This window comes from Actinoplanes sp. NPDC004185, assembly GCF_053603475.1.
The window spans coordinates 61,169-80,992 of record NZ_JBSGFR010000003.1 but is presented as its reverse complement, the minus strand read 5'-3'; the positions used below and the strand labels follow the sequence as shown (position 1 = coordinate 80,992).

At 73.5% G+C, this 19,824-nt stretch carries 18 protein-coding genes and 1 pseudogene; 9 read left to right on the top strand and 10 right to left on the bottom strand.

All coding sequences use genetic code 11. From position 1 onward, the window contains the following. Positions 1–2: 2 nt before the first annotated feature. Both ACWEOZ_RS04350 and ACWEOZ_RS04345 read right to left on the bottom strand, forming a co-directional pair. Positions 3–857, bottom strand: a complete 855-nt coding sequence (locus ACWEOZ_RS04350) for an SCO6745 family protein (protein WP_451909334.1) — start codon at positions 855–857, stop codon at positions 3–5. Positions 858–880: 23 nt separating this feature from the next. After that, positions 881–2,212: a hypothetical protein gene (locus tag ACWEOZ_RS04345; protein ID WP_451909333.1), complete on the bottom strand. Its 1,332-nt coding sequence runs from the start codon at positions 2,210–2,212 to the stop codon at positions 881–883. Positions 2,213–2,337: 125 nt separating this feature from the next. Here ACWEOZ_RS04345 and ACWEOZ_RS04340 point away from each other — a divergent pair, with 125 nt between their 5' ends. From ACWEOZ_RS04340 to ACWEOZ_RS04325, 4 genes are all read left to right on the top strand, one after another. Next, positions 2,338–2,946 carry an acyl-CoA-like ligand-binding transcription factor gene (locus tag ACWEOZ_RS04340; RefSeq protein ID WP_451909332.1) on the top strand — a complete coding sequence of 203 codons (609 nt, stop codon included), beginning with the start codon at positions 2,338–2,340 and terminating at the stop codon, positions 2,944–2,946. Between the two features lie 82 nt (positions 2,947–3,028). Continuing rightward, positions 3,029–4,495, top strand: a complete 1,467-nt coding sequence (locus ACWEOZ_RS04335) for an FAD-dependent monooxygenase (RefSeq protein ID WP_451909331.1) — start codon at positions 3,029–3,031, stop codon at positions 4,493–4,495. Between the two features lie 43 nt (positions 4,496–4,538). Continuing rightward, a complete protein-coding gene (locus ACWEOZ_RS04330; RefSeq protein ID WP_451909330.1) occupies positions 4,539–5,039 on the top strand; it encodes a hypothetical protein in 501 nt (166 codons plus the stop codon). A 57-nt stretch (positions 5,040–5,096) separates the two neighbouring features. Beyond that, positions 5,097–5,408, top strand: coding sequence for a hypothetical protein (locus tag ACWEOZ_RS04325; RefSeq protein ID WP_451909329.1), 312 nt, complete (start codon positions 5,097–5,099; stop codon positions 5,406–5,408). A gap of 10 nt (positions 5,409–5,418) precedes the next feature. On the opposite strand, the pseudogene smpB reads toward ACWEOZ_RS04325, so the two are convergent. Then, positions 5,419–5,904: pseudogene (smpB, locus tag ACWEOZ_RS04320) on the bottom strand (SsrA-binding protein SmpB); the annotation flags it as partial. 88 nt (positions 5,905–5,992) lie between these two features. Beyond that, positions 5,993–6,433 carry a helix-turn-helix domain-containing protein gene (locus ACWEOZ_RS04315; RefSeq protein ID WP_451909328.1) on the bottom strand — a complete coding sequence of 147 codons (441 nt, stop codon included), beginning with the start codon at positions 6,431–6,433 and terminating at the stop codon, positions 5,993–5,995. A 201-nt stretch (positions 6,434–6,634) separates the two neighbouring features. On the opposite strand from ACWEOZ_RS04315, the gene ACWEOZ_RS04310 reads away from it, so the two are divergent. Then, positions 6,635–6,964: a putative quinol monooxygenase gene (locus tag ACWEOZ_RS04310; protein WP_451909327.1), complete on the top strand. Its 330-nt coding sequence runs from the start codon at positions 6,635–6,637 to the stop codon at positions 6,962–6,964. Positions 6,965–7,053: 89 nt separating this feature from the next. Here ACWEOZ_RS04310 and ACWEOZ_RS04305 read toward each other — a convergent pair whose 3' ends face one another. Then, positions 7,054–8,169, bottom strand: coding sequence for a cellulose binding domain-containing protein (locus ACWEOZ_RS04305; protein ID WP_451909326.1), 1,116 nt, complete (start codon positions 8,167–8,169; stop codon positions 7,054–7,056). 5 nt (positions 8,170–8,174) lie between these two features. Beyond that, on the bottom strand, positions 8,175–8,732 hold the full coding sequence (locus ACWEOZ_RS04300; protein WP_451909325.1) for a cellulose binding domain-containing protein: 558 nt from the start codon (positions 8,730–8,732) through the stop codon (positions 8,175–8,177). 197 nt (positions 8,733–8,929) lie between these two features. Here ACWEOZ_RS04300 and ACWEOZ_RS04295 point away from each other — a divergent pair, with 197 nt between their 5' ends. After that, complete coding sequence (locus tag ACWEOZ_RS04295; protein WP_451909324.1) at positions 8,930–11,155, top strand: rhamnogalacturonan lyase family protein; 2,226 nt, start codon at positions 8,930–8,932, stop codon at positions 11,153–11,155. Between the two features lie 3 nt (positions 11,156–11,158). Here the strand turns inward: ACWEOZ_RS04295 and ACWEOZ_RS04290 are convergent, their stop codons facing one another. Next, positions 11,159–11,683, bottom strand: a complete 525-nt coding sequence (locus ACWEOZ_RS04290) for a hypothetical protein (RefSeq protein WP_451909323.1) — start codon at positions 11,681–11,683, stop codon at positions 11,159–11,161. A 67-nt stretch (positions 11,684–11,750) separates the two neighbouring features. Here ACWEOZ_RS04290 and ACWEOZ_RS04285 point away from each other — a divergent pair, with 67 nt between their 5' ends. Further along, positions 11,751–12,314: a TetR/AcrR family transcriptional regulator gene (locus tag ACWEOZ_RS04285; RefSeq protein WP_451909322.1), complete on the top strand. Its 564-nt coding sequence runs from the start codon at positions 11,751–11,753 to the stop codon at positions 12,312–12,314. Here the strand turns inward: ACWEOZ_RS04285 and ACWEOZ_RS04280 are convergent. The 3 genes from ACWEOZ_RS04280 to ACWEOZ_RS04270 are packed head-to-tail and all read right to left on the bottom strand — an operon-like array spanning position 12,290 to position 16,253. Beyond that, a complete protein-coding gene (locus tag ACWEOZ_RS04280) occupies positions 12,290–13,666 on the bottom strand; it encodes a (Fe-S)-binding protein (RefSeq protein WP_451909321.1) in 1,377 nt (458 codons plus the stop codon). The genes ACWEOZ_RS04285 and ACWEOZ_RS04280 overlap by 25 nt on opposite strands. Continuing rightward, a complete protein-coding gene (locus ACWEOZ_RS04275) occupies positions 13,666–14,805 on the bottom strand; it encodes an FAD-binding oxidoreductase (RefSeq protein ID WP_451909320.1) in 1,140 nt (379 codons plus the stop codon). The genes ACWEOZ_RS04280 and ACWEOZ_RS04275 overlap by 1 nt, the downstream gene beginning before the upstream one ends. Continuing rightward, entirely contained in the window at positions 14,805–16,253 is a 1,449-nt protein-coding gene (locus tag ACWEOZ_RS04270; RefSeq protein WP_451909319.1) for an FAD-linked oxidase C-terminal domain-containing protein, read from the bottom strand. Before ACWEOZ_RS04270 ends, ACWEOZ_RS04275 begins: the two co-directional genes overlap by 1 nt. Positions 16,254–16,406: 153 nt before the next feature. On the opposite strand from ACWEOZ_RS04270, the gene ACWEOZ_RS04265 reads away from it, so the two are divergent. Both ACWEOZ_RS04265 and ACWEOZ_RS04260 read left to right on the top strand, forming a co-directional pair. Then, the gene (locus tag ACWEOZ_RS04265) at positions 16,407–19,280 is read left to right on the top strand and encodes a M36 family metallopeptidase (RefSeq protein WP_451909318.1); all 2,874 of its coding nucleotides are present in this window, start codon (positions 16,407–16,409) and stop codon (positions 19,278–19,280) included. Positions 19,281–19,365: 85 nt separating this feature from the next. Further along, on the top strand, positions 19,366–19,824 hold the full coding sequence (locus tag ACWEOZ_RS04260) for a hypothetical protein (RefSeq protein WP_451909317.1): 459 nt from the start codon (positions 19,366–19,368) through the stop codon (positions 19,822–19,824).

The window sequence follows — 19,824 nt, the reverse complement described above, 5'->3', positions numbered from 1 at the left end:
GATCACTTCCGGGGCGGGGCCGCCGCGCTCAGAAAGCCCGCTTTGACCAGAGTCCGGCTGAGCGGCCGCGCCAGCTCCGCGAGCCGCGCCGCGCCGTCGGCCCCGAGCACCTGGTACGCCGGAGCGGCCAGCCGATCGGTGTCCGCCTCGAGACCGTCCCGCAACGACCGGCCCTCGTCACTGAGCTCCTCACCGGCGAGCAGGCCCCGTTCCCGCAGCGCGTTCTCCTCGTCGGCCCACTCCTGCCGGCTCCAGCCCCGGCTGGCCCGCAGGAACGTGCCGTTGGCCTGGCCCGAAGCCGCGTGCAGGATGATCGACTGCAACCCGCTCACCCCGGCCACCAGCAGCGCCGCCACGTGCGCGTCACCGCGGAACTCACGCAGCAGCGTCTGGGCATGCCACAGCACCAGGTGCGGTGCCTGCGGCCACTCGAGACCCGCGTGCGCGGCGAACAGGGGCCGTCCCGCCGCGTACGCGATCGCCGACTCCGCCGCCCGCCGGGCCAGCTCCGCGGCCTCGGCCACCTCCGGGCTCTTCACGACGTCGCCCAGTCCCCGGACCAGCGCCGCGTCGGCGGCGTCGAGCCGGGCCGCGACCGCCGCCGCGGGCGACACGATCTCCCAGGCCGCGGGCAGGGCCCGCGCCACCAGGCCGGGGTGGAAGTTGTAGAACGTGGCCACCACGGGCCCGGGACCGACCGGGCCGAAGGCGGCACCCCGGGAGGCGAAGTACTCGACGCCGGCGGGCACGCCGAGCGCCGCGAAGCGCTCCCGCATCTCCGGGGCGAAATAGATCATCGCGTGCAGCGGCTCGGCGAGCCGCCAGGCCTCACGGGCGAGGGCGGGCGTCACATCCATGCCCGCCATCCTGTCATTACCGGCTAGTAGGGTGCGACGGTCAGGGCCGACATCCCGGCTGCCGCGTCGACGTCGACCCGGTCGACCGCGGCGGCCCAGCTCGCCGGCGTGAACGTCCGCCCGGCGGCCACCCCGGCGTGCCGCTGCCCGTCGAGGGTGACCTGCCCGGCGCCCCGCCCGACCCGTACGCGGACCGGCGTCCGCTCGGCGGTGCGCACGTCGAACAGGCTCACCCCGCCGGACATCCGGACGCTCAGCGTGCCGTCCGGCCGCGGCAGCCTCAGGGCGATCCGGCTCGCGCCGCCGGCCAGGTCCACCCCGCCGACCCGCCCGGCGCTGAGGTCGATGGTGGACAGCTGGGCGCCGCCGGCGATCCGCAGGTCCCAGCGCACGGCTGCGTTGAGGGTGATGTCCACGGACCCGGCGTCGCCGTCGAGGCGCAGCCGGACCCGGCCGCCCTGCTCATCGGTGCGTGGCACCACGGCGCCGGCGTCCGGCGTGGTGATCCGGTAGAGCGTGTCGCCGAGGTCGGCGGCCCGCAACGTGACCCGCTCGGCGCCGTCGATGAGGTCGAAACCGGCACTGGTACGCCCGTCCCGGGCAGCGGTCGCCAGGTGCGGGGCGGCCGGGGCGGCGGCCACCGGCGGGCCCCAGCCGGAGGGGGTGGGGCCCGGGTCGCCGTCGCGGCTCAGGGCCACCACGGCGGCGCCGGTCAGCAGGAGGGCGGCGGCGGCGATTCCGGCACCGACCAGCCAGCCCCGACCGGGCTGCGCCGGACCCATCTCAGGTTGCCCATCGCCCGGCGCTGGCTCGTTCTCGCCGGCATCGCCATCAAGCCGGCCCCCGTCGGCCGGCGGCGTGAAGTAAGTCGGTCCGGCGGGATCGCTCGCCCCGGCGCGGCCGAGTGGATGGTCGGGGCCGGTCGATCGGGTGGGGTCCGGGGCGCCCGCTGCGTTGGTCGGTCCGGCGGGGCCGAGTGGGCGGAAGAGGTCAGTGGCGCCTGCTGCGTGGGCCGGTTCGCCCGCATGGGCCGGGCCGGCCGGGGGTGGCCCGGTCAGGAGGTCGTCCAAGCTGGCGTGTCTTGTTGCCGCCGGCCGGGGCGCTGGGCGGGGACCGCGCCGCTCCAGCGCCGGGGTGCGCCGGGCCCGCGAAGGCTTGTTCAGCGCGAGCGACAGCGCGGCGCCGGCCAGGGTGGGGGACGAGGTCGGAGCGGCCGCGGCGAGCATGGCCTCGGTGATGACCGGCAGCTCGACCGTCGGTTCCTCGCCGGCCAGCGGGGTACCGGGCTCGGGCCAGTCCGGCGGCGGCCGATGCGGTGATCTGTCGATGGAGCCGGCGTCGGGGATTCCGTGCATGGTGATACCTCCATGTCGGTGCCGTCCACCGGTACGGAATCCGGCGGTCCCCGGATCGGTCCCACCCGGAAACTTGCGTGCTCCGCATCTTTGCGTGGACCGCAAGTTCAGCTACGGTGGTGGGCATGGGACTTCGCGAGCGCAAGAAGGCCGAGACCCGGGCCGCGCTCAGCTGGGCCGCCATCCGGCTCTCCGTCGAGCGGGGCTTCGACAACGTCAAGGTGGAGGACATCGCCGCCGCGGCCGGGGTGTCCCCGCGCACCTTCAACAACTATTTCGCCGGCAAGGGCGATGCCATCGTGTCGCGTCACCTGGACCGGCTGCGGCGCGCCGCCGACGAGCTGCGGGCCCGCCCGGCCGACGAACCGCTGTGGACGGCCATCACCGCGGTGGCCCTGGCCCAGCTGGAGCCCGGTCCGGAGCTCGCCGCGCATCCGGTGGCCGATCAGGAGGCCTGGGCCGCCGGGGTGCGCACGATGATCGCCGAGCCGGCCCTGCAGGGTGACCTGCTGCGGGCCGGGGCGCTGGCCGAGGCCGAGGTCGCCGCGGCCGTCGCCGAGCGCACCGGCACCGACCTGAGCAAGGACATGTATCCGCACCTGGTGGCCTCCGTCGTGATGGCCGCGAACAACGTCGCCCAGGCCCACTTCCTGCGGGCCGGCCCGCACGTGTCGATGGCGGAGCTGCTCACCGAGGCACTCGCCCGGATCGCCGCGGGACTGCCGCTGCCCTGAGCGGCCCCCACCCCGACATTCCCCGCGTCAGCCCGCCGTTCCCCGGCGGGCCGGTGCCCCGTACCCGGAAGAGGGTTTCACCATGATCGACGTCGTCATCGCCGGCGCCGGGCCGAACGGCCTCATGCTCGCGTGCGAGCTGGCCCTGGCCGGGGTCCGGCCGCTGGTCCTGGAACGGCTGACCGAGCCCACCACCGAGCAGCGCGCCAACGGCCTGGTCGGGCAGATCATCCGCATGCTCGACCGGCGCGGCCTGTACGAGCGGCTCGCCGGCAGCCCCGGCCCGCCCCGCCCCACGCCGCGGTTCACGTTCGCCGCCTTCCCGCTGGACCTGCACGACCTGCCGGACAACCCGCTCTACACGATGCTGGTGCCGCAGCGGCGGATCGAGCAGATGCTGACCGAGCGGGCGACCGAGCTGGGCGTGACGATCCACCGTGGTCACGAGGTCCTCGGCCTGAGCCAGGACGGACGCTCGGTGACGGTCGAGGTCGCCGGCCTGGCCCCGATCGAGGCGGCCTACCTGGTCGGCGCTGACGGCGGGCACAGCGTGGTCCGCAAGCTCGCCGGCATCGCGTTCCCGGGGGTGACCAGGGACGACACGGTGTCGCGGACGGCGCATGTCAGCGTGCCGGCGAGCATGGTGGACGCCCACGGGGCGCTGCACGTGCCGGGATTCGGGGTGCTGCCGCCGTTCCTGCACACCCGTACCGAGCAGGGCGTGATCGCGTGGGCGCCGATGCCCGGCCGTGCGCCGCTGGTCAGCGTGGGGGAGCGCCACCGGCCCGGCGACGACGTGGGTGACGGTGAGACCAGCATCGCCGAGCTGCGCGCCGCCGCGGGCCGGGTGCTCGGGGCCGACCTGCCGCTCGACGCCCCGGACGGCCCCGGTCCGCACCTGCGGCGGCGCGCGGTCGGCGGCAACACCCGGCTGGCGTCGGCGTACCGGGCCGGGCGGGTGCTGCTGGTCGGTGACGCGGCGCACGTGCACTCCGCCCTCGGCGGCCCCGGCCTCAACCTCGGCCTGCAGGATGCGATCAACCTGGGCTGGAAGCTCGCCGCGGAGGTGCTCGGCCACGCCCCGCCCGGGCTGCTGGACACGTACGAGTCGGAGCGGCGGCCCGTCGGCCGGCGGGTGACCATGCACACCCGGGCGCAGTCCGTGCTGATCGGCCCCGGCGGCGAGGTGACCGCGCTGCGCGAGCTGGTCGGCGAGCTGCTGGCACTGCCGCAGGGCCGCCGGCACATAGCCGAGCTGATCTCCGGGGCCGACATCCGCTACGAGACCCCGGGAGCCGACGGCCCGCACGCCGGACGCTGGGCGCCGGACGTGCCGGGCCTGAGGGAGCTGACCCGGTCCGCGCGCCCGCTGCTGCTCGACCCCACCGGCCGCCTGGACGTGGGCCCGTGGGCCGACCGGGTCGACGTCGCCGCCGCCCCGGGCCTGCCGGCCGCGCTGCTGCTGCGCCCGGACTGCTACGTCGCCTGGGAAGGCACCACCGGCGACGGGCTGCCCGAGGCCCTGGCGACGTGGTTCGGCCGGCCCTGACCGGCCCGGACGGACTGTCGGTGGGTGCCGCTAATCTGCCCTGATGGACGACCTGGCACAGCGGCTCGCGGAGTTGACGTTCGCGGGCCTCACCCAGGACGAGGTCACCGGCCGGATCATCGACGAGGTGGCGGCCTGGGGCCTGGCCCAGGGCTGGCGCGTCTACCGGCGCGCACCCAGCGTGGTCCGGCTGCCGCCGCCGATGGACAAGCAGCACTCGGTGCTCGACGTGGCCCTGGCCCGCCCGGCCGCGCCACCGATCGTCGTCGAGGTGGACCACACCGACCGCAAGCGCACGGTGGAGAAGCTGCTCGCCGAGGCCGCGGAGGGCCGCGTCGCGGTGTGGGTGCGCTGGGGGCCGGGCCGGTTCGCCGAGCCGCCGTCACCGATCCGGCTGGTCACGCTGCCGGTGACCCGCAGCCGGGGCCGGTATTCGCGCACGACCGCGCCGGACCGGCCGGCACCGAGCCATTCGACGGCCCCGGCCGTCCCGGGCGAGGCGGCTGAGCTTCCCCTGCCGAGGTCGGGTGAGCGGCCGTTGTGACCGGTGGCGGGGCGGCGTACCGTCCGAGGTGGAGCCCATCACCCGGAGGTGGTCGGCATGCGCTCTGCCGTACTCGGTTTGGTGACCCTGCTGTTGCCCGTTCCCGGCCCGCGCTTCGCCCATCCACGCGGAAGGCTGGCGGTCTGCGGTGAGGAGGTCTGTCAGTGGCGCAACTTCGTGCACGACCTGACGCCCACCACGACCTGCCGCCGCCATCCCGGCCGCACCGACTACGTGCCGGACGGCACCAAGCTGCGGGTCCGCTGTTTCCATGAGGGCTGCCTGCAGAGCTCGGTGCCGGTGACGTACTGGCACGACATGCACACCGCGCAGAACTTCTGCTGCCCGACCCACCTCGTCCGGGTCTGAGCGCGCCCGCTCAGCGGGCCCGGGCGGTGCGGCCCTTGAGGTGGCGGCCCATCGCGCGGGCGATCTCCCGATTGGCGTCGCGTTCGGCCAGGGTCTGGCGCTTGTCGTACTCGCGTTTGCCGCGGGCCAGGGCCAGCTCGACCTTGGCCCAGCCCTCGTTGAAGTACAGCGACAGCGGCACCAGCGTGTTGCCCGGCTCGCGCAGCTTGTCGAGGATCCGGTCGATCTCGATGCGGTGCAGCAGCAGCTTGCGGGTACGGCGCGGCGCATGGTTGGTCCAGGAGCCGAAGCCGTACTCGGCGATGTGCAGGTTGTAGAGCATGAGCTCGCCCTCGTGCTCCTGGGCGAACGCGTCGACGATCGACGCGTACCCGGCGCGCAGCGATTTCACCTCGGTGCCGGCCAGCACCAGGCCGGCCTCGTACGTCTTGAGGACCGCGTAGTCATGGCGCGCCTTCTTGTTCGTCGCGATGACCTTGCGTCCGGTCTCCCTGGCCGTGGCCGCCCCCTCGCTGTCGCCGGACCGCTGCTCCGGCTGTCATCCTCGCAAACGCCCGGGCCCGCCACCGCCCCGGCCGGGCAGCTCAGCTCAGCCGGTCGCCGTCGACCAGCTCGACACCGCGCGGCAGCACCAGCCCGGCGGCGGCCAGCTCCCGCAGCAGCCGGCTGAGCGTGGCGGGTCGCAGCCCGGCCCGGCCCGGGGCGTCCGGTGCCGGGACGTCGAGCGCGCGGGCCGCCTCCAGAGCGCTGTCCGTGATGGCGGCCTCGAGCGCCTTGAGGCGCCGCGCTCGCAGCGCCACGTCAGGGGAGTGCAGCAGCGCGTCGTGCTGGTGCAGAAGGCGGTGCAGGTTCGCCACGACCTGTTCGATCGGCGGGGCCAGCGGGCCCGGATCCGGCTCCGGGTGCACCCGGTGCCACACTGCGCGCGCTGCCCGGGGCAGGTAGATGACCGCGCCGAAGATCAGTGTCGGCGACAGCAGAATCAGCACGATCTGCGTGACCTGCCCGGCCCGCCCGATGTCCATGCTCAGTGTCCCGTGGCTGTGGCGAAGTCAGATCCGTAGCTTCCGCGCGCCCGCGTCGCACTGTCAAGAGCCGGGTCCGGCGCAGCGCGACCCCTTGTCACCATCTGCACGTGCCTGTCGCCGCGGTCCCCGCGGGCCGCGCGGAGTTAGATGGACCGGGTACGTGGTGGCACGGCGAGCACGCACGAGAGGCAGGCACCGATGATCTTCATTACCGCGAAGTTCCTGATCAAGCCGGAGGACGCCGACAACTGGCCGGAGATCGCGGCCGCGTTCACCGCCGCGACCCGCGCCGAGCCCGGCTGCCTGTGGTTCGACTGGTCCCGCAGCCTCGACAACCCCGCTGAGTACGTGCTGGTGGAGGCCTTCCGCGACGGCGAGGCGGGGGCGGCGCACGTGGGGTCGGCCCACTTCAAGCAGGCCCAGCACGACCTGCCGCCGCACCTGGCCGCGACCCCGAAGATCGTCAGCCAGACGGTCGAGCAGGACGACTGGTCGGAGCTGGGCGAGATGGCCGTGCCCGGCGAGTGACCGCCGAGCGGCCCCGGACCTCCGCCCGGTCCGGGGCCGCCGCTTCGGGGCCCGGCCCCGGTGGCGGGCCGGGCCACATCTCGGGCCGGCTACGAGATGGCCGCCAGCAGGGCCGGGTACCAGCGGTCGGCGATCTTGCGGTTGCCGCTGTCGTTTGGGTGCACGCCGTCCGGGGTGTCGGTCGCCGTGTTGAAGCCGGTCCACTGGTCGACCACCGTGACCGGCGAGGCCGCCGTGCTGGTCGCTGCTGCCCAGGCCGGGATCGCCGCGTTGAAGTCGATCACCCGCTGGGTGCACTCGGCGCAGTTGCTGGGCGTCATCGGCAGGATCTGCGCCACCAGGATCTTCATCGCCGGGTTGGACGCGCGCATCTGGCCGACCAGCTTGGTGAACGCCGCGAGGATCGTGGCGGGGGAGCGGTTGCTCCACACGTCGTTGGTCCCGAAGTGCATCATCACGACGTCCGGGTCGGTGGCCGACAGCCAGCCCGGCAGCTGGTTCTGGTCGGCGACGTTGGTGGCGAGGAAGCCGCCGTGGCCCTCGTTCTCACCGTCGTAGGCGAAGCCGCAGCCCTGCCCCGGCAGGGTCCCGACGAAGTCCACCGAGGAGGCCCGCCCGGCCTGCTGCAACCGCTGCCACAGCAGCGCCCGCCAGCAGCCCGGCGACCCGGTGATCGAGTCGCCCAGCGCCATCACCTTGACCACACCACCCGCCGGGGGCGGGGTCGTGGGCGGCGGGGTCGTGGGCGGCGGAGTGGTGGACGGCGGCGGGGTCGACGGGGCCGGCGTGGTGGGCGGGGTGGTGACTCCACCGGTGCAGGCGACCCCGTTGAGCGTGAAGCCGGCCGGCACCGCGTTGCTGCCGGTCCAGGAGCCGTTGAAGCCGAACGACGTGGACGCGCCGGTGGCCAGGGAGCCGTTGTAGCCGGCGTTGCGGACGGTCACCGCGGCCCCGGACTGGCTGACCTCGCCGTTCCACAGCTGGGTGACGGTCTGGCCGGATGGGAAGCTCCAGCCCAGCGTCCACCCGGTCACCGGGTCGCCCAGATTCTTCACGGCCACGGATGCGCCGAAGCCGCCCTGCCACTGGCTGGTCACCGCGTAGGTGACCTGGCAGCCCGCGGCAGCGGAGGCCGGCGCGGCCAGCAGCCCGATCGGTACGGCGGCCGCCGCGACCAGTGCGACCAGGAGTTTTCTCGTCGACATCACATTCACCTCAGGTTGGGGACTTCGTCGCGGGTGACGACGTACGGGCTGGCGTACCGGGCCCGGAAGGCCGGCACGGGGTTGATCGCGGTGAGCTGCGAGCCGGCGTGCCGGTCCGGCGCGCCGATGTGGTGGCCGACGATCGGGGTGGCGGCCGGGCGGGAATCGGAAGTGGACGGTGGCGTGCCCACTCCACCGGTGCGGGCGACGCCGTTCGGTGGCAATGCCGATGGCGAGGTGTCGCCACCGGTCAGTGCGCCATTGAAACCGATTGAAACCGATGCCCCGGTCGCGATGCCCGCGTTGTATCCGGCGTCGCACACGCAGACCGCGGCGCCGGATCGGCTGACCACGCCGCTCCACAACGGGGTGCCGGTCCGGCCGGACCGGAAGCTCCGGCCCGGGCCGGTGACGGGCGCGCCGAAGCCGCCCGGCCAGGTGTTCGTGCCTGTGTGGGCGCTGCGGCGACCGGCTGCCGCAGCGGCCGGTCGGGCGGTGAGCACGGCTGTCGCCGCGAGCCGTCCCGGCACCGTGGCCGGCACCGTCAGGCGGGTTCCGCTCATCATTCCTCCCGGGGAGAGGCGCGGAGGCTGAACCGCGTAAGGAATACCCGGCATTCTGACATGGGAGCGCTCCCAGCAATAGGGCACAGATTTACGAAAGTTAATTTCAAATAAATTTCCAGGGCTTGACGGGAGCATTTCCCGACGGCAAGGTTGGGAGCGCTCCCAATCGACGGGCGTCACTGCGAGGGGATCACATGCGCACCATCACCAAGTTCGCCGGCCTGGGGGTCGTGGCGCTCGGCGCCGCGTTGCTCACGGCCGTCAACGCCTCGGCGGCGGCCGGCTGCCAGGTCACCTACGCGGTGACCAACACCTGGCAGGGCGGCTTCGGCGCCGCCGTCGAGGTGACCAACCTGGGCGACCCGGTGACCGGGTGGACGCTGGGCTGGAGCTTCCCGTCCGGCCAGACGGTCACCCAGCTGTGGGGCGGCACCGTCACCCAGTCCGGGGCCGCGGTCAGCGTGCGCGACGCGGGCTACAACGCGGCCATCGCCACCGGCGCGAGCGCCTCGTTCGGCTTCAACGGTGCCTTCACCGGCGCCAACACGAACCCGGCGGCGTTCACCCTCAACGGCGTCGCGTGCACCGGCGGCACCACCACGACCCCGCCGACGACGCCGGCCGGCACGCCTCCGGCGAGCACGCCCCCGCCCGCCTCGCCCCCGCCGACCTCACCGCCGCCGGCCAACGCCGGCGGGCGGCAGATGGAGCGCCTGGACCGCGGACTGATCAGCGTCCGCTCCGGCAGCGGCAACCTGGTCAGCTGGCGGTGGCTCGCCGCGGACCCGGCCGACGTGGGCTTCAACGTCTACCGGGGCACCACCAAGGTCAACGCCACCCCGATCACCGCCTCGACCAACTACCTCGACGCGGGCGCCGCGGCCGGGGCGGCGTACACCGTGCGGGCCGTGGTCGGTGGAGTCGAGCAGGCCGCCTCGGGTGCCGCGCTCAACTTCGCCAACGGTTACCTCGACGTGCCCATCCAGAACCCGAACGGCTCCGCGTACGCGGCCAACGACGCCAGTGTCGGCGACCTCGACGGTGACGGCCAGCTCGAGATCGTGCTCAAGTGGGACCCGCTGAACGCCAAGGACAACTCGCAGTCCGGCGTCACCGACCCGGTCTACGTCGACGCGTACCGGCTCAACGGGACCCGGCTGTGGCGCATCAACCTGGGCCGCAACATCCGGGCGGGCGCGCACTACACCCAGTTCCAGGTCTACGACTACGACGGTGACGGCGACGCCGAGGTGGCCATGAAGACCGCCGACGCCACCGTCTCCGGCACCGGTCAGGTGATCGGCAACGCCTCGGCGGACCACCGCAACTCCAGCGGCTACGTGCTGGCCGGGCCGGAGTTCCTGACCATGTTCGACGGCCGCACCGGGGCCGCGCTGTCCACGGTCGACTACGTGCCGCCCCGCGGCACGGTCTCCTCCTGGGGCGACTCGTACGGCAACCGCGTCGACCGGTTCCTGGCCGGCACGGCGTACCTCGACGGCCAGCGGCCCAGCCTGATCATGGCCCGCGGGTACTACACCCGGACCGTGGTGGTGGCCTGGGACTTCCGCAACGGCACGCTGACCCGGCGCTGGACCTTCGACAGCAACAGCTCCACCAACGCGGGCACCGCCGGGCAGGGCAACCACCAGCTGGCGGTGGCCGACGTGGACGCCGACGGCCGCGACGAGATCGTCTACGGCTCGCTGGCCATCGACGACAACGGGGCCAAGCTGTGGAACACCGGCCACGGTCACGGCGACGCGCTGCACGTCGGTGACCTGAACCCGGCGCGGGCCGGCCTCGAGGTGTTCAAGGTCGACGAGGACGCCAGCAAGCCGTCGTCGTGGATGGCCGACGCCCGTACCGGTCAGGTGTTGTGGTCCACCCCGGCCAACGGCGACAACGGCCGCGGCGTCTCCGCCGACATCTGGTCCGGCAGTGCCGGGGCGGAGTCCTGGTCGTCGGCCGCCGACGGCGTCCGCGGCCCGACCGGATCGGTCGTGACCACCCGCAAGCCGGGCTCGACGAACTTCCTGGCCTGGTGGGACGGCGACCCGGTCCGGGAGCTGCTGGACGGCACGCACATCGACAAGTACGGCACCTCGGGCGACACCCGGCTGCTGACGGCGGCGAACGTGCACTCCAACAACGGCACCAAGTCGACACCGTCGCTCTCCGGCGACCTGTTCGGTGACTGGCGGGAGGAGGTGATCTGGCCGACCGCGGACAACACCGCGCTGCGGATCTACGCCACCCCCACGGCCACGGACCGCCGGATCACCACCCTGCTCCAGGACGCGCAGTACCGGTTGGCGCTCGCCTGGCAGAACACCGCCTACAACCAGCCCCCGCACCCCAGCTTCTTCATCGGGGCGAACATGGCGACTCCGCCCCGGCCGACCATCACCCAGCCATGACGCTCAGGAACGGGGCGACAGGGTGTAGCTGAAGGCCACGATGAAGTCGATGACCAGAGCCACGGACCAGGGCGCCATGACGGCCCACAGGGGAACGGTCCGGCTCAGGTCACCGACGAGGAGGGTGAGGACAGCGAGCACGGTGGCGGCGACGGCGAAGGCCAGCAAGTGCCGCAGCCACTGCCGGCGCTCGCGGGCGGCGTGGGCCCGCCCGGTACGCGGTGGGCGTACCGGTGCGGGCCCACCCGCGAACCGGTGGGCGAACCGCTGGTCGGCCCAGCTGGTGAGCTGGTGGCCGAAGGCCAGCGAGACGCCGATGTAGACGGCGGCGAGGCCGTGCTCGAAGCCGGCCTCGGCGCCGCGCCGCAGATCGACGGCGGTGGCCGCGAGCAGCACCACGTCGACCAGCGGTACGGCGACCAGCAGGGCGGTGCTCAGCCGGCGGGCGCGCAGCAGATACCGGGCGGCCAGCCCGGCCCCGAGCAGCACCCAGAACCCGATCTCGCACGCGACGATCAGCGCGATCATGACGTCCTCCCCGTTGTCACACGACTGTGTTGCTTCCTTGATAACACACTCGTGCGATAATGATCGAGTGCCGAAAGTCGTGGATCACACCGAACGCCGCCGCGAGCTCGCCGAGGCGGTGTGGCGGGTCATCGCCCGTGACGGCGTCGCCGAGGTCTCCATCCGCACGGTGGCGGCCGAGTCGGGCTGGTCCTCGGGCGCGCTGCGGCACTACTTCGCCACCCGGGACGAGCTGCTCGCGTTCGCCTGCGAGCTGGTCATCGCCCGGGCGAGCGACCGCATCCGCCGGCTCGACCCGCCGGGCACCCGGCGTGAGCAGGTCGGTGCCGTGCTGGCCCAGACCATGCCGCTGGACGCCGAACGGCACACCGAGGCGTCGATCATGTTCGCGTTCCTGACCCTGGGCCTGGGCGACCCGGCCCTGGCCGAGGTCCAGCGCCTGCACTTCACCGCGATGTACGAGCTGTGCCTGCACCTGATGAGGCAACTGGTCCCCACCGGGGCCGAGTCGGCCGCCCGCCGGCTGCACGCCGTGGTCGACGGCCTGACGGTGCACGTCCTGGCCGGGCACCTGAGCCCGCCGGCGGCGGCGGCCGAGCTGGACGCCTACCTGGACGAGCTGGCCGGCTGAAGCAGCGCCGACACCGGCAGGCCGCGGATCGAGGCGTCCAGGACCCGGGCGGTGTGGGCCAGTGCGATCTGGCCGCCGAGACGCTGCACCGACGCCGCGACCTGCATCAGACACCCCGGGTTGGCCGTGACCAGCAACGACGCTCCGGTGGCGAGCACGTCGCGGGCCTTGCGGTCGCCCAGCTCGGCCGCCGGGCCCGGGTTGAGCACGTTCCAGATCCCGGCCGAGCCGCAGCAGATCTCCGGGTCGGCGATCTCCCGGACCTCGAGCCCGGGAATGCCGTCGAGCAGCGCCCGGGGCTGCGCCCGGACGCCCTGGGCGTGGGCGAGGTGGCAGGCGTCGTGGTAGGCGACGGTCACCGGCAGCGGATGCCGGTGGGCCACCGGGCCCAGCTCCACCAGCATCTCCGACAGGTCCCGGACCTTCGCCGCGAACGTCGCTGCCCGTTCGGCGTACCGGGGGTCGTCGCGCAGCAGGTCGGCGTACTCCTTCATCGACGAGCCGCAGCCGGCCGCGTTCACCACCACCCGCTCGACGCCGGCCCGCTCGAAGCGGTCGATGAGCCGGCGCGCGAAGCCCTGCGCCTGCTCGTCGCGCCCGTTGTGCACGCTCAGCGCCCCGCAACAACCCTGTGCCGGGGGCACGACCACGTCGCAGCCCTCGGCGGCCAGCACCCGGATCGTCGCCGCGTTCACGTCCGGGAAGAACGCGCCCTGCACGCAGCCGGTCAGCACACCGACCACCGCGCGGCGCGGGCCGCGGGCCCGGATCCGGCGGGGTGGCCGGGGCACCCGGGTCAGCGGCGGCGCCAGCGACTCCAGGGTGGCCAGCGTGGGCGCCAGCCGTGGCAGCAGGCCGCTGCGGGCGACCAGCCGCTGCAGGCCGGTGGCCTGGTACGCCCGCAACGGCACCCGCAACAACCGCAACCGCCGCGGGTACGGGAACAGCGCGAAGATCGCCTCCCGCAGCAACCGTTGCCGCGGCGGCCGGTGGTGCCGCCGTTCCACCTGCGCCCGGGTGTCCTCGATCAGCCGGTCGTAGCGCACGCCGGACGGGCACGCCGTCACGCACGCCATGCAGCCCAGGCAGGCGTCCACGTGCTGGATCATGGCGTCGCTCATCGGCTCGCCGTCCAGGCCCTGCTTCATCAGGTAGATCCGTCCGCGCGGCGAGTCCATCTCCTCGCCCCACAGCACGTACGTCGGGCAGGTGGTCAGGCAGAAGCCGCAGTGCACGCAGTCGTCCACCAGCTCCCGCCGGGGCGGCCGGTGCTCGTCGAAGGCCGGTTCGCCGGCGACCGGGCCGAGCACGTCGCGTGGTGCTTCTCCGGTGCCCCAGGTCGCGTCGACCATCAGATGCCTCCCACGAAGCGTCCCGGTGCGAACCGGTGCCCCGGGTCGAACCGGTCCTTGACCCGGCGCATCAGGGCCAGGCCGGCCACCGGTCCCCACATGTCCACCAGCTCCCGGACGGGCTGCGGCGCGGTGAGCACCACGGCGTGCCCGCCCGCGCGGACAGCGGTCGCGCGCAGCCGCTCGACCACGGTCGGCGCCGACTCCACCGGCACGTCGGCGTAGAGCACGCCGGTGCCGGCCGAGCCGCGGACCGCCACCCCGGCGGAGAGCAGGTCCGGTACGTGCGACAGCGGCACGGTGAGCTTCATCCCGGCCTGGTCCCACGGATAGCGTCCCCACCAGGACGGCAACTCGTCGGTGGCCTGACCGCCGAGCACCTTCTCCAGCCGGGCGGCACGGTCGCGGACGCCGGCAGCGGTGCCTTCCACCAGCACAGCCAGGGTGAGCGGGCCGGCGGCCGGCGCGTCGATCTCCACGGCCGAGGGGACCACCTGCGCGGCCCGGACGGCGGCGAGCAGCGCACCGACCTCCTCCGCCGGGGCCGTCCGCAGCACCAGCGCCGAGACGGGAGGTCGCGGGTGCAGCCGGAACGCGCACTCGGTGATCAGGCCGAGGGTGCCGTACGAGCCGGTGAGCAGCTTGCCCAGGTCGTACCCCGCGACGTTCTTGACGACCTTGCCGCCCGCGTGCGCGACCCGGCCGTCGGGCCGGACCACCGTCATGCCGATCAGCAGGTCGCGGGCCGTGCCGTAGAGCAGGCGCCGGGGGCCGCTGGTGGCGGTCGCGACAGCGCCGCCGACGGTGGCGCCGGGCACCGGGGAGTCCAGGGCCAGCTGCTGGCCGGCCAGGTCCAGCCCGTCGAGCGGGGTTCCGGCCCGCAGCACCACGATCAGGTCGCCGGCGGCGTGCTCGACCACCCCGGTCAGCCGCCGGGTGTCGACGATCAGGTCGAGCCGGCGCGGCGGCATGCCCCAGTCCAGCTTCGTGCCGCCGCCGCGCACGACCACCGCCAGGTCGTCGCGCGCGGCCTCGTGCAGGACGGCGGCGGCCTCCTCGGTGCTGGCCGGGGCGGCGACGAACCGAGCCGGCACACCGGCCACCGTGTCCGTGTCCGTCGCGTCGCTCCAGAGCGCCATCAGAACAGCTCCGCCGGGGTCGGCTCGCCGGCCCGGTGCCGCCGGGGCACCTCGCCGCAGAGCCGGGGCGTCGGGAAGATCTTGCCGGGGTTGGCCAGCCCGGCCGGGTCGAACGCGCACCGCAGCAGGTGCATGGTCTCCAGGTCGTCGTCGGTGAACATCCGCGGCATGTACTTGGCCTTGTCCATGCCGACGCCGTGCTCGCCGGTGATCGAGCCGCCGTACTCGATGCACAGGTCGATGATCGCGCCGGAGACCTCCTCGGCCCGGTCGGCCTCGCCCGGCACGGCGTCGTCGAAGAGCACGAGCGGGTGCAGGTTGCCGTCGCCGGCGTGGAAGACGTTGGCGACCCGTACGCCGTGCTCGTGCGCCACCTCGCCGATGCGGTGCAGCACCTCGGGCAGCGCGGTCCGCGGGATCACCCCGTCCTGCACGATGTAGTCCGGGCTGATCCGGCCGACCGCGGCGAACGCCGACTTGCGGCCCTTCCAGAACAGCGCGCGCTCGGCCGGGTCGGCGGCGATCCGCAGCTCGAAGGCACCGTTCGCCTCGCACAGCGCGGTGACCTGGTCGAACTGCGCGTCGACCTCGGCGGCGGGGCCGTCCAGCTCGACGATCAGCACCGCGCCCGCGCCGGCCGGGTAGCCGCAGGCGACGGCCGCCTCGGCGGCCTCGATGGCCAGCGCGTCCATCATCTCGACCGCCGCCGGGACCACCCCGGCGGCGATGATCGCCGAGGTCGCGGCGCCGGCCTGGTCGGTGGAGGGAAAAGCGGCGAGCAGGGTACGCACGGACTCGGGCAGCCGGGTCAGCCGGACGGTGACCCGGGTGGCGATGCCCAGCGTCCCCTCCGAGCCGACGAACGCGCCGAGCAGGTCGTAGCCCGGGGTGTCCGGCGCGCGCCCGCCGAGCTCGACCAGCTCGCCGTCGGGGGTGACCACCTGGGCGCCGGTGACGTGGTTGGTGGTGAAGCCGTACTTGAGGCAGTGCGCGCCGCCCGAGTTTTCCGCCACGTTGCCGCCGATCGAGCAGATCTGCTGGCTGGACGGGTCCGGGGCGTAGTAGTAGCCGTGCGGGGTGGCTGCCTTGGTGACGTGCAGGTTGATCACGCCGGGCTCGACCACCGCGCGTTCGTCGTCCGGGGCGACCTCGACGATCGCGCGCATCTTGGACGTCACGATCAGCACGCCCTCGGCGTGCGGCAGGGCGCCGCCGGAGAGCCCGGTGCCGGAGCCGCGAGCCACGAACGGCACCCCCGCCTCGACGCAGGCCCGGACCGTACGGGCGCACTCGGCGGCGTCGCGGGGCAGCACCACCAGGCCGGGGATGACCTTGTAGTGGGCCAGCCCGTCGCACTCGTAGGTCCGCAGCTGCTGCCGGTCGTTCACGATCCGGTCCGCGCCCAGCTCGGCGCGCAGCCGGGCGGCGAGTACGTCAAGCGTGGTCATCGGCGACCCCCCGGGACAACGTAACCTTCCCCCGGCGTGGCAGTCGAGAGCCGACGTCATGGTTGAAACAATTCGTTCATCTATCGACGTCTATGCACGCGTAGTGTCTCGATCGTCTGGAGAGATCCTCCAGGCCGATCCCAGGAGGCATGCGTGCGTTTACGCAGACGGTCCGCCGTCGCCGGAATCCTCGCCGCGACCACGATCATCGCCGCCGCGCCCATCGGCGCCACCGCGGCACCCGCCGACCCGCAGCCGGCCGCGGCCACGCCGCTGACCGGCGAGCACCCCGACCACGACTACGACTTCGTCGACAACCGCGGCGGCACCGCCGCGCCCACCGCGGGCCAGCGCTCCCTGGTCCGCGACGACAACCTCGTCACCCGCTGGAACAAGCTCGGCACGCCGGCCTCGGTCACCCCGGCCAAGGGCAAGCTCGCCGGTGGGCTCAAGGGTGACGCCGAGGCGGTCGCGCGGGCCTTCCTGAAGAACAGCGTGGGGCTGTTCTCGTTGCGCAGCGCCGCCGTCGACGACCTGGACACCCTCGCCCAGACCAAGGTCGGCGAGGGCACGGTCGTGCTGATGCGCCAGCGCTACGGCAAGCTGGCCGCCGCCCACGACGGCCTGGTGGCCGTGGCGGTCAAGGGTGGCGACGTCCTGCGGGTCACCTCGTCGCTGAGCCCGCAGACCGCCGAGCCGGCCGCCGCGACGCTCAAGCCCGACGCCGCGCTGGCCGCCGCGCTGGCCGACGCCGGGATCGCCCGCGACGAGCTCGCCGACTCCCGGGTCCGCCAGGTCGCGGTGCCGATGCCCGGCGCCGCCCCGCGCACGGCGTACGAGGTGGTCGTGCTGAGCAAGGACGCCGACCACCCGCTGGGCTACACGACCTACATCGACGCCCGCGATGGCAAGGTGCTGCTCCGGGAGAACCTGGTCAACTTCGCCGAGGACGACGCGCATTGGAAGGTCTTCCCGGCCACGCCGACCGCGGCCGGCACCGACACCCGGCAGACGTGGTGCGCGACGACCGCGCCCGGCTGCGCCCGTCAGGTGCTCGACCCGGCCACCGGCAAGCCCTGGGACGTCGACCCGGCCACCGGCACGCCCACCTTCACCAGCAGCGGCAACTCCGCCGAATCGGTGCGGCTGTGGGGCAACGGGGCGCCGGCGGTGCCCGCCGCCACCCGGCCCGACCGCGAGTACGTCTACCCGTTCACCAACCAGTGGAACACCAGCAAGTGCGACCCGAACGCGCTGACCTCGCCGGAGCAGGCCGACGCCGACGCGGCCACCGCCAACCTGTTCGCCATGCACAACCGGATGCACGACTGGTCGTACCGGCTCGGCTTCACCGAGGCCACCTGGAACCTGCAGAAGACCAACGTGCTGCCGTACGGCAAGGGCGCCGACGCCGAACGTGGCAACGCCCAGCAGGGTGCGGCCACGGCGACCACGCGCAACAACGCCAACCAGGCGACCCCGCCGGACGGTATGCAACCGACCACGAACATGTACATGTGGCAGCCGTTCGCGGGCAGCGCGTACCCGCCCTGTGTCGACGGTGACTTCGACATGACGGTGATCGGGCACGAGTACACCCACGCCATCAGCAACCGGATGATCGCCGGGCCGGACAGCGGCATCAGCTCCAGCCAGGGCGGGGCGATGGGCGAGAGCTGGTCCGACCTGCTGGCGATGGAGTACCTGTTCGAGAGCGGCTACACCCCGCGGGGGAACACGCCGTACGTCACCGGCGCGTACGTGACCGGGGACGTGAGCACGGGCATCCGCAACTACGACATGAGCAACAGCCCGCTCAACTACTCGAACTACGGCTACGACCGCGGCGCGGCCGTGCACGCCGACGGCGAGATCTGGAGCGCCACGAACTTCGACGTGCGGCGCGCCTTCGTCGCCCGGTACGGCTCGGGCACCCGCGCCCTGCAGGAGAGCTGCGCGTCCGGGGCGACGCCGGCGACCGAGTGCCCGGGCAACCGGCGCTGGGCGCAGCTGGTGTTCGACTCGTACCTGCTCGCGGCGACCGGCGCGATCAGCATGCTCGACATGCGCGACAACATGATCACCGCCGACGCGCTGCGCTTCGACGGGGCGAACGCCGACCTGCTGTGGAACGCGTTCTCCGCCCGGGGCCTGGGCGCCGGCGCGTCCAGCGGCCCGTCGGACACCGATCCGGTGCCCAGCTTCGCGTCGCCGTACGCCGACAACGTCGAGGTGACGTTCAAGGCACTGGGCGAGGCGGCGGGCAAGCCGGTCCGGCTCTACGTCGGCGACCACGAGTTCGGCACGACGCCGATCGCCGACACCGACCCGGCCACCGAGCTGCCGGCCACGGTCACGCTGGCCCCGGGCACGTACAAGTTCCTCGCCATCGGGGCGGGCTTCGGCCACAAGCGGTTCACCCAGACCGTCTACCCGGGTGTCACCGCGACGGTCGGCGTGGTCATGCCGGCCAACCTGGCCTCGGCCACGTCCGGCGCGACGATCACCGGCGACGGCACTAATCTGGGCCGGCTCACCGACGACGCCGAGGGCGCCGCCTGGTCCGCCACCGGTGGGGCGGCGGGCCGTCAGGTCACCGTCGATCTGCCGGCCGACGCGGCCAAGCTGGTCTCCCGGGTGCAGCTGAGCACCTTCCCGGGACCGGGCGCCACGACCGCGTCGATGTACAGCACGGTGCGCCAGTTCGAGATCCTCACCTGCAACGCGACCGCGGGTGCGGACTGTGCCACCGACGCCGGCTACAAGGTGGCGTACACCAGCCCGGCCAACGCCTTCGACACCGGCTCGTTCCGGCCGAAGGTGCCGAACCTGCTCATCAAGTCGTTCCCGGTCCGCCCGACGCTCGCGACCCACGTGAAGCTGCGGGTCCTGACCAACCAGTGCACGGGCAACCCGCTGTACGCCGGCGAGCAGGAGAACGACCCGCGCAGCGCCAGCGACTGCGCGACCGCCGCACCCGCCGCCGCCAACGTGGTGGCCGCGGAGTTCGAGGTGTTCAGCAGCTGACCCGCCCGGCCGAGGGAGGTACGCGGTGGCGGCCGCGTACCTCCGGGCGCCGGAAGTGTCGTACCGGTGTGGTCAGCTTCCGGGCATGGGCGTTCTGTGTGACTACTTCCGCGCCGCCGACGACGCGGCGGCGATCGGCGTGATGGAGCAGACCGACGGCGGTCCCGCCGCGGTGGCCGGCGGCGGCCCGGTCGACGCGATCGACCTGAAGGGCATCGAGCCCCACGTCATCCTCGGGCAGCTCGTGGCCCTCGCCGCCGGTGTCCCGTGGAGCGCCGGGCTGGTCGGCACCGAGCTGATCTGGAGCGGCGGCGACGAGGGACCCTGGCTGATGTCCATCCAGGACACGGTCCGGGACACGCTCGCCGCGGTCACGACGGCGCAGATGCCGGAGCTGTCGGCGCAGTGGGGGCGCATCGAGGAGCTGGCCTCGCCGGGCCCGTTGCCGCCCGGGCAACTGGTGCCCGTGATCGAGGAGATCGCCGGCCTGGCCCGGCGCGCCCGCGACACCGGCCAGCACCTCTACTGCTGGTGCAGCCTGTAG

Excerpts from the sequence above, each read along its gene's own strand:
- ACWEOZ_RS04310 (WP_451909327.1), top strand. The coding sequence starts at position 6,635 with ATGATCTTCATTACCGCGAAGTTCCTGATCAAGCCGGAGGACGCCGAC.
- ACWEOZ_RS04260 (WP_451909317.1), top strand. The coding sequence starts at position 19,366 with ATGGGCGTTCTGTGTGACTACTTCCGCGCCGCCGACGACGCGGCGGCG.
- ACWEOZ_RS04325 (WP_451909329.1), top strand. The coding sequence starts at position 5,097 with ATGCGCTCTGCCGTACTCGGTTTGGTGACCCTGCTGTTGCCCGTTCCC.
- ACWEOZ_RS04275 (WP_451909320.1), bottom strand. The coding sequence starts at position 14,805 with ATGGCGCTCTGGAGCGACGCGACGGACACGGACACGGTGGCCGGTGTG.
- ACWEOZ_RS04335 (WP_451909331.1), top strand. The coding sequence starts at position 3,029 with ATGATCGACGTCGTCATCGCCGGCGCCGGGCCGAACGGCCTCATGCTC.
- ACWEOZ_RS04290 (WP_451909323.1), bottom strand. The coding sequence starts at position 11,683 with ATGATCGCGCTGATCGTCGCGTGCGAGATCGGGTTCTGGGTGCTGCTC.
- ACWEOZ_RS04330 (WP_451909330.1), top strand. The coding sequence starts at position 4,539 with ATGGACGACCTGGCACAGCGGCTCGCGGAGTTGACGTTCGCGGGCCTC.
- ACWEOZ_RS04280 (WP_451909321.1), bottom strand. The coding sequence starts at position 13,666 with ATGGTCGACGCGACCTGGGGCACCGGAGAAGCACCACGCGACGTGCTC.
- ACWEOZ_RS04350 (WP_451909334.1), bottom strand. The coding sequence starts at position 857 with ATGGATGTGACGCCCGCCCTCGCCCGTGAGGCCTGGCGGCTCGCCGAG.
- ACWEOZ_RS04345 (WP_451909333.1), bottom strand. The coding sequence starts at position 2,212 with ATGCACGGAATCCCCGACGCCGGCTCCATCGACAGATCACCGCATCGG.
- ACWEOZ_RS04270 (WP_451909319.1), bottom strand. The coding sequence starts at position 16,253 with ATGACCACGCTTGACGTACTCGCCGCCCGGCTGCGCGCCGAGCTGGGC.
- ACWEOZ_RS04315 (WP_451909328.1), bottom strand. The coding sequence starts at position 6,433 with ATGGACATCGGGCGGGCCGGGCAGGTCACGCAGATCGTGCTGATTCTG.
- ACWEOZ_RS04295 (WP_451909324.1), top strand. The coding sequence starts at position 8,930 with ATGCGCACCATCACCAAGTTCGCCGGCCTGGGGGTCGTGGCGCTCGGC.
- ACWEOZ_RS04300 (WP_451909325.1), bottom strand. The coding sequence starts at position 8,732 with ATGAGCGGAACCCGCCTGACGGTGCCGGCCACGGTGCCGGGACGGCTC.
- ACWEOZ_RS04305 (WP_451909326.1), bottom strand. The coding sequence starts at position 8,169 with ATGTCGACGAGAAAACTCCTGGTCGCACTGGTCGCGGCGGCCGCCGTA.
- ACWEOZ_RS04340 (WP_451909332.1), top strand. The coding sequence starts at position 2,338 with ATGGGACTTCGCGAGCGCAAGAAGGCCGAGACCCGGGCCGCGCTCAGC.